At 62.2% G+C, this 12,967-nt stretch carries 11 protein-coding genes; 6 read left to right on the top strand and 5 right to left on the bottom strand.

The annotated features are described in order from the left end of the window. Position 1: 1 nt before the first annotated feature. Positions 2 to 1,015: an alpha-ketoacid dehydrogenase subunit beta gene (locus ACP154_RS08425; protein ID WP_421859935.1), complete on the bottom strand. Its 1,014-nt coding sequence runs from the start codon at positions 1,013 to 1,015 to the stop codon at positions 2 to 4. A 3-nt stretch (positions 1,016 to 1,018) separates the two neighbouring features. Next, positions 1,019 to 2,248, bottom strand: coding sequence for a thiamine pyrophosphate-dependent enzyme (locus ACP154_RS08420; protein ID WP_421859937.1), 1,230 nt, complete (start codon positions 2,246 to 2,248; stop codon positions 1,019 to 1,021). A gap of 276 nt (positions 2,249 to 2,524) precedes the next feature. On the opposite strand from ACP154_RS08420, the gene ACP154_RS08415 reads away from it, so the two are divergent. Beyond that, entirely contained in the window at positions 2,525 to 2,980 is a 456-nt protein-coding gene (locus tag ACP154_RS08415; protein WP_421859939.1) for a hypothetical protein, read from the top strand. Between the two features lie 71 nt (positions 2,981 to 3,051). Here ACP154_RS08415 and ACP154_RS08410 read toward each other — a convergent pair whose 3' ends face one another. The 3 genes from ACP154_RS08410 to mnmA all read right to left on the bottom strand — a co-directional run bounded on the left by ACP154_RS08410 (position 3,052) and on the right by mnmA (position 6,151). Next, the gene (locus ACP154_RS08410) at positions 3,052 to 4,239 is read right to left on the bottom strand and encodes a thiolase family protein (protein WP_107712554.1); all 1,188 of its coding nucleotides are present in this window, start codon (positions 4,237 to 4,239) and stop codon (positions 3,052 to 3,054) included. A gap of 367 nt (positions 4,240 to 4,606) precedes the next feature. Continuing rightward, positions 4,607 to 4,921 carry a DUF1801 domain-containing protein gene (locus ACP154_RS08405; protein WP_421859941.1) on the bottom strand — a complete coding sequence of 105 codons (315 nt, stop codon included), beginning with the start codon at positions 4,919 to 4,921 and terminating at the stop codon, positions 4,607 to 4,609. A 93-nt stretch (positions 4,922 to 5,014) separates the two neighbouring features. Further along, positions 5,015 to 6,151 carry a tRNA 2-thiouridine(34) synthase MnmA gene (gene mnmA, locus ACP154_RS08400; RefSeq protein WP_421861369.1) on the bottom strand — a complete coding sequence of 379 codons (1,137 nt, stop codon included), beginning with the start codon at positions 6,149 to 6,151 and terminating at the stop codon, positions 5,015 to 5,017. A 292-nt stretch (positions 6,152 to 6,443) separates the two neighbouring features. Between mnmA and ACP154_RS08395 the strand changes: the two genes are divergently transcribed. The 5 genes from ACP154_RS08395 to ACP154_RS08375 all read left to right on the top strand — a co-directional run bounded on the left by ACP154_RS08395 (position 6,444) and on the right by ACP154_RS08375 (position 12,929). Further along, entirely contained in the window at positions 6,444 to 8,144 is a 1,701-nt protein-coding gene (locus tag ACP154_RS08395) for a methyl-accepting chemotaxis protein (RefSeq protein WP_421859943.1), read from the top strand. Between the two features lie 117 nt (positions 8,145 to 8,261). Further along, entirely contained in the window at positions 8,262 to 9,488 is a 1,227-nt protein-coding gene (locus ACP154_RS08390) for a methyl-accepting chemotaxis protein (protein WP_421859944.1), read from the top strand. Positions 9,489 to 9,587: 99 nt separating this feature from the next. Beyond that, positions 9,588 to 10,685 carry a redox-regulated ATPase YchF gene (gene ychF, locus ACP154_RS08385; RefSeq protein ID WP_107712549.1) on the top strand — a complete coding sequence of 366 codons (1,098 nt, stop codon included), beginning with the start codon at positions 9,588 to 9,590 and terminating at the stop codon, positions 10,683 to 10,685. Positions 10,686 to 10,758: 73 nt separating this feature from the next. Then, positions 10,759 to 11,634: an enoyl-CoA hydratase-related protein gene (locus ACP154_RS08380; protein WP_421859946.1), complete on the top strand. Its 876-nt coding sequence runs from the start codon at positions 10,759 to 10,761 to the stop codon at positions 11,632 to 11,634. Between the two features lie 47 nt (positions 11,635 to 11,681). Further along, positions 11,682 to 12,929, top strand: a complete 1,248-nt coding sequence (locus ACP154_RS08375; protein WP_421859949.1) for a multidrug effflux MFS transporter — start codon at positions 11,682 to 11,684, stop codon at positions 12,927 to 12,929. Positions 12,930 to 12,967 lie beyond the last annotated feature (38 nt).

Below are 12,967 nucleotides of genomic sequence, written 5' to 3'. Positions count from 1 at the left end.
CTCAGGCCTCCGTCACGGTCTTCATCGCGCGCGCAAAGCGATCGCGCGTGGGGAAGTACGCCCATTCATGGGCGTGCGGATAGGGAATGTCCCAGCCGGTCAAACGGAAGATCGGCGCTTCCAGCGCATAAAAGCATTCTTCCTGAATCTGGGCGGCCAGCTCAGCAGCAAAACCCGAAGTGCGCGGCGCTTCCTGCGCCACGACCACCCGTCCGGTCTTGTTCACCGATTTGGCGATGGTCTCGATATCATAAGGCACGAGCGTCTTGAGATCGATGATCTCCGCATCAATACCCGCCGCCTCGGCAGCGGCCTGCGCCACATGCACCAAAGTGCCATAGGCGATCACGGTGCAGGCTTCGCCTTCGCGCACCACTTCGGCCTTGCCCAGCTCGACGGTGTAATGGCCTTCGGGCACGTCGCCCTTGGCGTGCTTGGCCCAGGATTTCAGCGGCGTATCCGGCACGCCGTCAAACGGGCCATTATAAATCCGCTTGGGCTCGAAGAAGATCACCGGGTCGCCGCTTTCCAGCGCCGAGATCAGAAGGCCCTTGGCGTCATACGGGTTGGACGGCACGACGACCTGCAAACCCGGAACATGCGTGAAGAAGGCTTCCGGGCTCATCGAGTGGGTCTGGCCGCCACGAATGCCGCCGCCCCAAGGGCTGCGCACCACACAGCCGGAGGTGAACTGACCCGCAGAGCGATAACGGATGCGGCTCATCTCGGAGATAATCTGGTCGATGGCCGGGAAGATGTAATCGGCGAACTGGATCTCGGCGATAGGCTTGAGACCCTTGGCCGCCATACCAACCGCCATGCCGGCGATGGCCGCTTCGTTGATCGGCGTATCAAACACCCGATCAAGGCCGTATTTCTCTTGCAGCTTGTCGGTGGCCTTGAAAACGCCGCCGAAATAGCCCGCGTCCTCGCCAAAAACCACGACGTCCGGATCGCGCTCAAGCAGCACGTCCATGGCCGAGTTCAGCGCCTGAATGATGTTCATCGCTGGCATGACTTAAACCCCCAGATCCTGGCGCTGACGGCGCAGGCGCCAATCGGGCTTGGCGTAGACGTCTTCAAAAATGCTTTCGGTCGGCGAGAGCGGGCCTTCGTGCAGCGTGCCGTGGCTTTCCGCTTCCTTGTAGGATTTCACCACCAGCGCGGTCATCTGCTCCTCGAGCTTGGACTGGCGCTCTTCATCCCACTCGCCCTTGCCGATCAGATGCTGTTTCAGGCGCTCGATGGGATCACCCAGCGGCCAATGATCAAATTCGGTCTTGGGACGGTATTTCGTGGGGTCGTCCGAGGTGGAGTGCGCGTCCGCGCGATAGGTAAAGAGCTCAAGCACCGTCGCGCCCTTGCCCGCACGCGCGCGCTCGGCGGCCCATTGGGTGGCGGCGTACACGGCCAGGAAGTCATTGCCGTCCGCCCGGATGGAGGCGAGGCCATAGCCCAGTCCTTTCGCCGCAAAGGTCGGTGCATCACCGCGGGCGATGTTCTGATTGGACGAAATGGCCCATTGATTGTTCACGACGTTGAAGATCACCGGCGCACGATAGGTCGACGCCAGGGTCAGACCGGCGTGGAAGTCGCCCTCCGCCGTGGTGCCGTCCCCGATCCAGCTCGCTGCAATCTGGTCTTCGCCTTTATAGGCGCAGGCCATGGCGTAACCGGCGGCTTGCGGGAACTGGGTGCCCAGATTGCCCGAGATCGTGAAGAAGCTGCCTTCCGCCCAGGTGTAGTGCACCGGCAGCTGGCGGCCCTTCAGATTGTCGCGGCTGTTGGAGATGCAATGGCACATCATGTCCACGATGTTGCGACCGCGCGCGAACAGGATGCCTTGCTGGCGGTAGCTGGGGAACACCATGTCGGTGGGTTTGAGCGCCATGGCCGCAGCGACGGCGACCGCCTCCTCGCCCGTGGACTTCATATAGAAGCTCATCTTGCCCTGGCGCTGCAGCTTGAGCATCCGCTCGTCATAGATACGGGTGAGCACCATATGGCTCAGCCCTTCGCGCAGCACTTCCGGACTCAGCTCCGGGTTCCAGTCCCCGACCGCCTGGTGATTATGGTCAAGAACGCCCACGAGGCCGGTGGCCAGATCGCGGGTTTCTTCCCAGCCGACGGCCGGATCCGGTCGCGGCGCCGCGCCGGCTTTCTGAAGATCGAGGTGAGCGAAATCGGGCTCGTCCCCCGGCCGATACGGCGGGGTCGGAACGTGGAAACGAGTCTGTCCGTTCGACATGCTTTGTCCGTACGTTTCTTCAAGCCATACAAGGCTTTTCGGGCTGCGAGGTAGCGATCTGTGACGGGTTTGGCAAGCGATGCGCCGTGGACAAAGCCATGTTGCGGCGCATCATGATTATTCCACTTCCGATGAATTTCGGAGTGGATTCCCGGTCCGGACACGACGCATCTCTTGCATACCCCCAGGATAAACCGCGTCCTCAGAGCCACTTGATTTAGAAATCATAAGTTACATGGCGCACAATCATGAGGCATTGCAACACAGGCAATTGTTATGACGCGTGTGAATCTCGCAAATCAGCTTCTCTCCACCCGCCCGCGCATCTGGTATCTCGCCGTGGGCGGGATCGAGACCGTCCATGGCGCCATGGGCAATCTGCAAGAGCTGCAGAAACGGGTCGATAAAGAGCATATCCGCGGCGCCGTGATCGATTTTCGAAAGCTCGAAGGCTATGATCCCCAGCAGGACTGGGTCGGGTTCATCAAAGGATTGAAAGCCTATACGCCCCATGGTCTGCCCATTGCCTGGATGGCGCATGCCCATGGCGCGAACGCCGCTCAGCAATTGGCGCAGGCCGCTCAACAAGCCGGCGCGCTGTCGCAATTCTGCGTCAACTGGCAGGCGGCGCTCATGACGGTCGGCCTGCCGACATCTACGCCCGATCCCTTGTTGGAACTGAGCGCTAGGGCTGACGACGGGGATGATGACGACGTCTTCTTGCTCGACTGAAAAAAGCCCCGGCCAGATGACCGGGGCTTCCTCGTCTTCAGCGTTCAGACGCTGGTTGGTTCAGGCGCTGATTAGTTCAAGCGCTCGATGGCGACCGCAGTCGCTTCACCCCCGCCAATGCAAAGCGAGGCGACGCCTTTGGTCTTGCCCTGATTTTCCAGCGCGGCGATCAGGGTGACCATGATGCGTGCGCCAGACGCGCCGATCGGGTGACCCAGCGCACAGGCGCCGCCATTGACGTTCACGACGTCATGGCTGAGGCCCAGCTCTTTCATCGCGATCATCGGCACCACGGCGAAGGCTTCGTTGATTTCCCAAAGGTCCACATCGTCCTTGGTCCAGCCCGCCTTCTCCAGAACCTTGCGCATGGCCGGGACCGGCGCAGTGGTGAAGTAAGCCGGCTCATGGGCGTGGGCGGCGGTGGCGACGATTTTCGCCAGCGGCTTGAGGCCGCGCCGCTCGGCTTCGCTCTGACGCATCATGACGAGCGCCGCCGCGCCGTCGGAGATGGCGGATGCGTTCGCTGCCGTCACCGTGCCGTCCTTGCCAAAGGCCGGCTTCAGGCTCGGGATCTTTTCAGGGCGCGCCTTGCGGGGCAGCTCGTCGGTCTCGACGGTGATGTCGCCCTTGCGAGACTTGATGGTGACCGGAGTGATCTCACGCTTGAAATCACCCTTCTCGGTGGCGCGGGTGGCGCGCGCCAGGGTTTCCAGCGCATAGGCGTCCTGATCTTCGCGGGTGAACTGATGCTCGCGCGCGATCATGTCGGCGAACACGCCCATGGCGTTGCCTTCATACGCGTCCTCGAGACCGTCCTGGGCCATATGGTCCTTGACGGTGTCGTGGCCGTACTTGAAGCCGGTGCGGTGATTGGGCAGCAGATGCGGCGCATTGGTCATGGATTCCATGCCGCCCGCCACGATCACAGAAGCGTCGCCCGAGGCGATGGAGGCGCGGCCCATAATGGCGGCCTGCATGCCCGAGCCACACATCTTGTTCAGCGTGGTCGCTTCCACCGATTTGGGCAAACCACCCTTGATGGCCGCCTGGCGCGCCGGGGCCTGGCCCTGGCCGGCGCTCAGCACATTGCCCATGTAAATCAGGTCCACATCGTCGCCGGCGACGCCGGCCTCGGCGAGCGCGGCCTTGACGGCTTCTGCACCCAGCTCATTGGCGGACAGGCCCGCCAGTTCACCCATCAGGCCGCCCATCGGTGTGCGCGCCATACCTACGATGACAATCGGATCTTCGGAACTCATAGCCCGTCTCCTAATAGTTTTATATCGGCCGGCTCGGGCCGGTCATTGAGATGAGAGAAAGGCCTTGTTTCGCACCGCGTCAAGTCTGCTCGCATCCGCAGCAGGGCGGCGCGAGATCGCCGTGCTGACGTGAACTCCCTTGAAGTGACTTGCGATACAGGCGTTTTCTGCGCCCGACACGCCCCATTCACAGGGTTATGAGCTTCATTCATTTTTTGATGAACGGGTCGCTGGTGGTCTATAGAACCGGATCAATCACCACCTCAGGCCGAAGCAGACTCTGTGAACCTTCCCGAAAGCAGAAACCGCCGAATCCCTGAGAGCCAGCCCCCGGCTCCAACCGCTGCGGACATCAGGCGGCGGCAGGCTAACGCACTTTTTCCGGCGACATCCGATCAAGCTCCACCGCAGCGTCCAAGATCGCGTCCAGCTCGGCGTCCAGCTGGTCAGGCGTCGCCAGCTTCACATGCCGCAATTGCTTGCCCGTCCCCTCAATACGCGGGCTGCTGTCGGCCAAGCGGGCGCCTGACCAGAGCTGCAGGTTCACATGAACCTTGTGCGCAATAATGGAAAAGACGCGCTCATTGCCCGCATAGCAGGGGAACCCCCAAGCGAGTTTCACGCTCAGATGCGGCGCCCGCGCCATCACATGATCTCTCACCGCACGGGCGATATCAGCCATCGGCGGATCAAGTGACGCGAAATAAGCATCTGGCGTGCTGGGCTTGGACATGCTCGCAGTCTAGCACCCCGTCAGCGGGGATAGAAGGCGCCGCTAGGCCGTCGCCCGGATCCAGCCGCCGCCCAGCACCCGGTCATGATCGGGATGGGAATAAAAGACGCAGGCCTGTCCCGGCGCAACGCCCTCCTCACCCGCTTCCAGGAGCACGAAGACGCCGTCTTCGCTGACTTCCAGCACAGCTGGCTTCGGCGGTCTTGTTGAGCGCACCTTGATGCCCACGGTCAGACCATCCGCTTCAGACAAATCACCATCGCCGATCCAGTTCACATCCGTCAGCGTGATCTTGCGCACTTGCAACGCCTCTCGCGGACCCACAATGACCTGTGCGTTTTCCGCATCCAGACGCACCACATACAGCGGCTCGCCCGTGGCGATCCCGAGGCCGCGGCGTTGGCCGACCGTATAGCGCAGCACGCCCTCATGCTGGCCCATCACCCGCCCATCCAGATGCACGATCTCGCCCGGGCGCGAGGCGCCGGGACGCACCTTCTCGACCACGCTGGCGTAATCGCCGTCAGGCACAAAGCAGATGTCCTGACTGTCGGGCTTGGCCGCCACGATCAGGCCCAGCGCGGCGGCGAGCTCGCGGGTCTGGTCCTTGTTCAGATGACCCAGCGGGAAACGCAGATAATCAAGCTGCTCTTCAGTGGTGGCGAACAGGAAATAGGACTGATCCTTGCCCGCATCGGCGGCGCGACGCAGCTCGGGCCGGTTCCCGTTCATTGTGCGCTGGATGTAATGGCCCGTGACCAGACACTCCGCGCCCAGCTGTTTGGACGTGGCCAGAAGGTCCGCGAACTTCACAGACTGATTGCACCGCACGCAGGGGATGGGGGTGAAGCCGGCCAGATAGGTATCGGCGAAATCCTCGATCACCGCTTCACGGAACCGGGTTTCATAGTCGAGCACATAATGGGCGAAGCCCATGGCCTCAGCCACGCGGCGGGCGTCGTGAATGTCCTGACCCGCGCAGCACGCGCCTTTGCGGTGAACGGCTTCGCCATGGTCGTACAGTTGCAGCGTCATGCCCACCACCTGATAACCGGCGCGATGCAGCACGGCCGCCACGACCGAGCTGTCCACACCGCCGGACATGGCCGCCACCACCCGATGGTCCGCGGGCTCGCCGCCCAGATTGAGGAATTCGCCTGTCAGCCCGTACTCGGCCATGAGCGCATCAACGCGCGCCGTATCGAGCACCGGGGTCGAAACAGCATTGGTAACAGCGCCCGCGCCTGAGCGCGGGGCGTTGGAAATCAGTGTCGTCATCATCCTCTCCCTCGCCGGGTCAAGGCCGACGACGAACAGCAAAAGGTGTCTGCATATAAGAGTACTGCAGCAATAAAGCCAGTCTGCCTGATCACAATGTCCATCCAGACAAACCCAGAGCAACGGTGCTTCAGACTTTATTAGCCAAAACACCATCACCACAGAAGACACACGACAGACAGGAGAGACTTACATGTTCAGTTCCCTGGTTACACGTCTTGTCATCCTCATTCTGGGGCTCGTCGCCATGGGCGTCGCATTGACGGCGCTCTCGGCTGGTTGGGTGATCAACAATTCAATCTCACGCTCCGCCTCTGAAGCGCAGGAAATGAATTTGCGGGTCGCCGCTGCAACGTTGCAGACCACACGCCTGCCGGAACTGGACATTCGATACAATTCAGAGGGCGAGATTACGCGCCTTGAAGCGCCGGCCCTGCCCGAGTTCGCTTCCCACGAAATGATTGATTCCGTGGGTCGCCAGACAGGCCAGACCGCCACATTGTTTATCTGGTCTGACGCCGAGACTGATTTCTTCCGGCGCACCACCAATATCGTCAAACCCGACGGTGACCGCGCGGTGGGAACCCCTCTGGGACAGGGCGCGGTCTATGACGCGATGATGGCCGGTCAGGGCTTCCGCGGTGAGGCGACCATCCTGGGCAAGGATTACTTCACCGCCTACCAGCCCGTTTTCACCCCTGAGGGGGAGACAATCGGCATTTTGTATGTGGGTGTCGAGAAGGCTGCACTGATTGCAACGCGCAATACGGTCCTGATCACCACCGCTCTGCTGGCGCTCATTTCGCTTGCGATTGCGGGCGGGGTCGGCTTCTGGGTCAGCCGGCGCGCTCTGGCGCCGCTCAACACGGTGACGCACACCATTGATGACGTGGCAGCGGGTCAATATGCGCCGGACCATCAATTCCTGGAGCGTAAAGATGAGATTGGGCGCATCGCCAACGCGGTTCGCGACCTCTGCGCCAAACTTCAGGACGCTGAAACCCTGCGTCGCAGCGAAATGGACAAGCAGGCGCTTGAAGCGCGGCGGGCGCAAACCCTGTCTGAAGAAATCACGAAGTTCGAACAAACCGCCAACCAGGTCTTGAGCACAGTCACCAAAGCCGCACAGGACGTGCAGCAAACCGTTCAATCCACCCGTGCGACCTCCGTCGAAAGTCGGGACCGCCTGGCCAAGGTCAGCGAGGCGGCGCAGGCCGCGAGCGCAGGCGTGCAGACCATGGCCGCGTCCACCGAGGAGCTGAACGCCTCGATCGGTGAACTCCGCGGGTCTGCGGCCCGAGTCGCGGAGCTGACATCCGCATCCGCAGACAAGACCCAGCAAAGCCGCTCCAAGATGGAAGACATCAGCGACTCCCTGAGCGACATGACCGACATCATCGCGGGCATCGACGCCGTAGCTGAGCAGACCAATCTTCTGGCGCTGAACGCCACCATCGAGGCGGCGCGCGCTGGTGAAGCGGGCAAGGGCTTCGCGGTCGTCGCGAGCGAGGTCAAAGCGCTCGCCGAGCAGACCACCAAGCTGACAGAGACCATCAACGCCCGGATCGTAAACTTCAAATCCCTGGTTCAGGACGCCGGCGAGGCGACGCAAAGCGTGGCGGACGCCATGACGCAGATTGATCAGGCCTCCTCAGAAAGCGCCTCCGCCGTCGAGCAGCAAACCGCCGCCGTCTCTGAAATCAGCCGCTCCGCCCAGACAGCGGCCGAACGCACGGGTCTTGTGGACGAGGAAACCAGCACGGTGATGCAAGGCGCTGAAGCCTCGGTCGCCAATGCCGACCAGATCGCGCAGTTGTGTTCGGAGCTGGAGCGCGAGGCCGCTAGCATGTCCGCCACGATCAATGACTTTCTTCAATCCGTTCGTTCAGCCTAAGTATACGAATATTCATTCTATTTCCCCCTGATGCGTGTGGGTTTCTCCACACGTATTAGGGGGGGATTAACCGATCGGGACGCATCAGCAACACACAGACAAACTGTGAGATGCGTCATGCCCTCCCTCCCGCTTTCTATTCGTTTCATCCTGGTTTTTCTCGGCCTGATGACCTTTGGCGTCTTGCTCAAAACCGGGCTTTATGCCGTCTTCGGCGCGGGCTGGCTTGGATTTTTGATGGCCACAGCAATCGCAGGCGCGATTACAGCAGCGCTCGCCTGGCCCGTCATCCAGCGCATGTTCAAACCCATGCTCGACCTGGCCAAGCGCATGGACGCGGTGGCGCAAGGCGATCGCAGCGCGGATAACGCGTTTCAGAACCGGACCGACGAGATTGGCCGGATCGCCAAAGCGCTCAACCATATGACAGAACAGCTGCATGCCGCAGAAACCGCCCAGGCGGGCGAACTGTCGCGCAAAGAGAGCGAAGCGCGAAAAGCGCAAGCGCTGCAGGCTGAAATCGAGACGTTCAAAACCGGCGCAGGCCAGACCCTGCGTGCTGTGGAGGCGCTGTTAGAGCAGGTGGTCGAGGCTGCAGAAACCTCTCGCAGCGCCGCGGAAGACGGCAAGGCGCGCTCCTCCTCCATGAACGAAGCCGCGCGCGAGGCCAGCAATGGCGTACAGACCATGGCGGCGGCCACTGAAGAGCTCAATGTCTCGATCAATGAGGTGCGCGGCTCCGCCGAGCGCGTCTCCAACCTGACCCGCCGCACCGCTGCACGCACCCAAGAGAGCCAGGCCAGCATGAGCGAGATGGCCTCGGCGCTGGCGGACATGGTCGAGATCATTTCCGGCATCAACGCCGTGGCCGAACAAACCAATCTTCTGGCGCTCAACGCCACCATCGAAGCGGCCCGCGCCGGTGAAGCCGGCAAGGGGTTCGCGGTTGTCGCGAGCGAGGTGAAAGCCCTGTCCACCCAGACCACCAAGCTGACCGAGACCATCGGTGAGCGGATCTCCCGCTTTGAATCCAGCGTTCAAGACGCCTCAAAGACGGCGGCTGCAATCGTGGAAGAGATCAGCGAGATCGACGCCGCCTCGGCGGAAAGCGCCTCAGCCGTTGAGCAACAGATCGCCGCCGTCGCGGAAATTTCAGGCACGGCTCAGACCGCCGCCCAGAAAACCCAAGCCGTGGATGAAGACAGCGTGCAGGTGATGCAAGGCGCCGCGAACGCCGTCGCCGCCGCGAAACAGATCGCTGACATGGCGACCCAGCTGCGCACCAACGCCCATGATCTGTCTGATCGGATCGACGGGTTTCTGGAGGCCGTGAACGCCGCCTGACGGCGCGTCTCTGTCCGCCCCTCTTCCCTCATTTGCGTGTTCGGCCTATACGGCCCGCCAAAGTCGCTACATATGCTGAGCTAAAGAGAGGCGCGCGCCATGGGTTTCAAATGCGGGATTGTCGGTCTGCCGAATGTGGGCAAATCCACCCTGTTCAATGCGCTGACCCAGACAGCCGCAGCGCAAGCGGCGAACTACCCCTTCTGCACCATTGAGCCCAATGTGGGCGAAGTGGCGGTGCCTGAGCCCCGCCTGCAAAAGCTCGCCGAGATCGCTGGCTCCGCCAACGTCATTCCGGCGCGCATGAACTTTGTGGACATTGCCGGCCTGGTGAAAGGCGCCTCTCAGGGCGAGGGCCTGGGCAACCAGTTTCTCGCCAATATTCGCGAGACCGACGCCATCCTCTATGTGCTGCGCTGCTTTGAAGACGGCGACATCACCCACGTCGCAGGCAAGATTGACCCGCTGGCGGATTTCGAGACCGTGGAAACCGAGCTGATGCTCGCGGATATGGACAGCCTTGAAAAGCGCCGCGCCAATCTTGAAAAGAAAGCCAAGTCTGGCGACAAGGACGCGAAAGCCACCATCGAGCTGGTGGATCTGGCGTTGGCTGAATTGCGCGAAGGCCGTCCGGCCCGCAATGCCGATGTTCCCGAGGACATGGCCAAGGAGTGGAAAATGCTCCAGCTCCTTACCTCCAAGCCGGTCATGTTTGTCGCCAATGTGGATGAAGACAGCGCCGGTACCGGCAATGAATTCTCCAAAGTGGTCGAAGAACGCGCCAGCCAGGAAGGCGCAGCCTGTGTGGTCATCTCCGCCAAGATTGAATCCGAGCTGGCGCTTCTCGAAGACGAGGAGCGCGCCGAATACCTGTCCGAGATCGGCCTGGAAGAACCCGGCCTCGATCGCCTGATCCATGTGGGCTACACGCTGCTGGATCTGCAGACCTACTTCACCGCCGGCCCGAAAGAGGCCCGCGCCTGGACCATCCGCAAGGGCTGGACCGCGCCCAAGGCCGCCGGCGTCATCCATGGCGATTTCGAGCGCGGCTTCATTCGCGCTGAAACCACCGCTTATGACGATTACGTCGCGAATGGCGGGGAGAGCGGCGCGCGTGAAGCGGGCAAGCTGCGCCAGGAAGGCAAGGAATACGTCGTCCAGGATGGCGACGTCATGCTGTTCAAATTCAACGTCTAAGGCGCGACACAGCAGCTGACGACCGGGCGTTAAGCGCTTAAGCTCTCCGAAAAACAGACTTTCGGGGAGTGATATGAGCTATTCCACCATTCGCTATGACGTTCAGGACGGCGTCGCGCTTCTGACCCTGTCACGGCCAGACGCCATGAACGCCTTCACCACAGTGATGGGCGAAGAGATGGCGGACGCATTTGACCGGTCGGACGCTGATCCGGCCGTGCGCGCCATGGTTGTCACCGGCGAAGGGCGCGCCTTCTGCGCCGGGGCGGATCTGTCGCTGGGCGCTGAAACCTTCAACGCCGTCGCCACCGCGCAGGCCGAGGGCGAGCTTGTGGACACAGATCCGCAATGGCGCGATTTCGGCGGGCGGCTGAACCTGCGTATTTTTGACAGCGAGAAGCCGGTTGTGGCCGCCATCAATGGCGCCTCGGTCGGTATCGGCGCGACCATGATCTTGCCCATGGATGCGCGGGTGGCGCTGGCGGGGGCGAAATTCGCCCTGCCCTTCACCAAGCGCGGCATTGCCTGGGATGGCTGCGCGAGCTGGTTCCTGCCCCGTCTGGTCGGCGTCGAGGCGGCGCTCGACTGGGGCCTGTCGGGCCGGACATTCCTGGCTGAGGAAGCGCTGGCGCGCGGTCTGGTGAGCGAACTGCAAGACACCCCCGAAGCCGTGCTCGAACGCGCGCTCGAACGGGCGCGCCTGTTCGTGAAAGACACGGCGCCTGTCTCGGTCGCCATGAATCGACGCCTGCTCTGGCGGATGCTGGGCGCAAGTCATCCCATGGAGGCGCACCGGCTTGAAAGCCGCGCCATCCTCCATCGCGGCATGTCGCCAGATGCGGCTGAGGGCGTGACAAGCTTCCTGGAGAAGCGTACCCCGAACTTCCCCGGTCAGGTTCCCGCTGATTATCCAGCAGGCTGGCCCTGGGATACGGACCCGCAATACTAAGCCCCAGCCTCAATGATCGCGGTCGGGACGGCGCCCAGGAGGCCCGCTTGCAGCACCTGCCCTCTCCCGACCCGCTCCGCCCCCGCATCTCCACGCGCGAGCTGATCGCCATGGTCGGCCTGCTGATGGCGCTCAATGCTCTGTCGATCGACATCCTGCTACCCGCTCTGTCAGAAATGGGGCAGGCTTTGGGCGCGCCTGGCAATGACCGCCAGCTGGTGATCACCTCTTATGTGTTCGGCTTCGGGTTGGCGCAGCTGGGCTTTGGACCGCTTTCGGATTCCCTGGGGCGCCGCAGAACCTTGCTGATTGCGCTCGTCGCGTATCTGGCGGCGACAGTATTGTGTCTGGCCTCGCAGGGGCTATGGCAATTGGTGGCGGCGCGTGCGCTGCAAGGGGTCGCCGCAGCGGCGACGCGGGTGATCGCCGTGGCCATTGTGCGCGATCTCGTGTCCGGGCGCCGGATGGCGGAGATCATGTCGTTCGCCATGACCGTCTTCACGGTCGCGCCCATCCTCGCCCCTGGCATCGGCCAGCTGATCCTGTTCGGCGGCAGCTGGCGGGAGATCTTCGTCTTCCTGTTTGTGATGGCGGCGGCGTTGTCGGTCTGGATGCTGGTCCGGCTGCCTGAAACCCTGCATCCGAACAAGCGCACCCCGCTGCGCTTTGGATCGGCGATGCGCAATTACGCTCTGGCCGCGTCCAACCGCATAACGCTCGGTTATCTGACAGCATCCTGCTTTATCATGGGCGCGCTCTTCGCCTTCATCGCCACCTCTGAACAAGTGCTGGCGGAGCTTTATGAGCTGGGCGCCTGGTTTCCGATCGCCTTTGCAGTGATCGCAATCGGGCTGGCGGGCGCCAATATCGTCAACGCCAAGATCGTGCGCCGGCTGGGCATGCGGCGGATTTCGCACGCCGCCTTGATCGCCTATTTGCTGGTCAATGGCGTGAACATGACGCTGGCCCTGTTCGGCAACCCGCCTTTCATCGTCTATTTCGGGCTGTTGATGACTGCTCTGATGCTGTTTTCCATGATCGGGGCGAACTTCTCCGCCCTTGCCATGGAGCCGGCGGGCGAGCGCGCAGGAACGACAGCGGCGCTCTATGGCTCGTCCACGGCTATGGCGGGCGCGGTGCTCGGCTCAGTGATCGGTCAGGGCTATAACGGCACGGTGCTGCCGATCACCGTGGGCTTCACGGTGCTGGGCGCCCTGGCCCTGCTGGTGGTGTTCTGGACGGAAAAGGGCAAGCTGTTCGGCATCGGCGAAACCAGCGATGAGGCGGACGCCTAAAGCCGATTGGTCGCCTTTTCGAGCCACGAAACCGGCAT

Origin of the sequence: Oceanicaulis sp., from assembly GCF_965249665.1 — a bacterium.
Lineage (GTDB): Bacteria > Pseudomonadota > Alphaproteobacteria > Caulobacterales > Maricaulaceae > Oceanicaulis.
The sequence above is the reverse complement of the archived record's forward strand: the minus strand, read 5'-3'. Positions and strand labels throughout refer to the sequence as shown.

What these genes read in the sequence shown, in the direction of transcription:
- ACP154_RS08425 (WP_421859935.1), bottom strand. Translation starts at nt 1,015, where the DNA reads ATGCCAGCGATGAACATCATTCAGGCGCTGAACTCGGCCATGGACGTG.
- ACP154_RS08420 (WP_421859937.1), bottom strand. Translation starts at nt 2,248, where the DNA reads ATGTCGAACGGACAGACTCGTTTCCACGTTCCGACCCCGCCGTATCGG.
- ACP154_RS08415 (WP_421859939.1), top strand. Translation starts at nt 2,525, where the DNA reads ATGACGCGTGTGAATCTCGCAAATCAGCTTCTCTCCACCCGCCCGCGC.
- ACP154_RS08410 (WP_107712554.1), bottom strand. Translation starts at nt 4,239, where the DNA reads ATGAGTTCCGAAGATCCGATTGTCATCGTAGGTATGGCGCGCACACCG.
- ACP154_RS08405 (WP_421859941.1), bottom strand. Translation starts at nt 4,921, where the DNA reads ATGGCTGATATCGCCCGTGCGGTGAGAGATCATGTGATGGCGCGGGCG.
- mnmA (WP_421861369.1), bottom strand. Translation starts at nt 6,151, where the DNA reads ATGGCCGAGTACGGGCTGACAGGCGAATTCCTCAATCTGGGCGGCGAG.
- ACP154_RS08395 (WP_421859943.1), top strand. Translation starts at nt 6,444, where the DNA reads ATGTTCAGTTCCCTGGTTACACGTCTTGTCATCCTCATTCTGGGGCTC.
- ACP154_RS08390 (WP_421859944.1), top strand. Translation starts at nt 8,262, where the DNA reads ATGCCCTCCCTCCCGCTTTCTATTCGTTTCATCCTGGTTTTTCTCGGC.
- ychF (WP_107712549.1), top strand. Translation starts at nt 9,588, where the DNA reads ATGGGTTTCAAATGCGGGATTGTCGGTCTGCCGAATGTGGGCAAATCC.
- ACP154_RS08380 (WP_421859946.1), top strand. Translation starts at nt 10,759, where the DNA reads ATGAGCTATTCCACCATTCGCTATGACGTTCAGGACGGCGTCGCGCTT.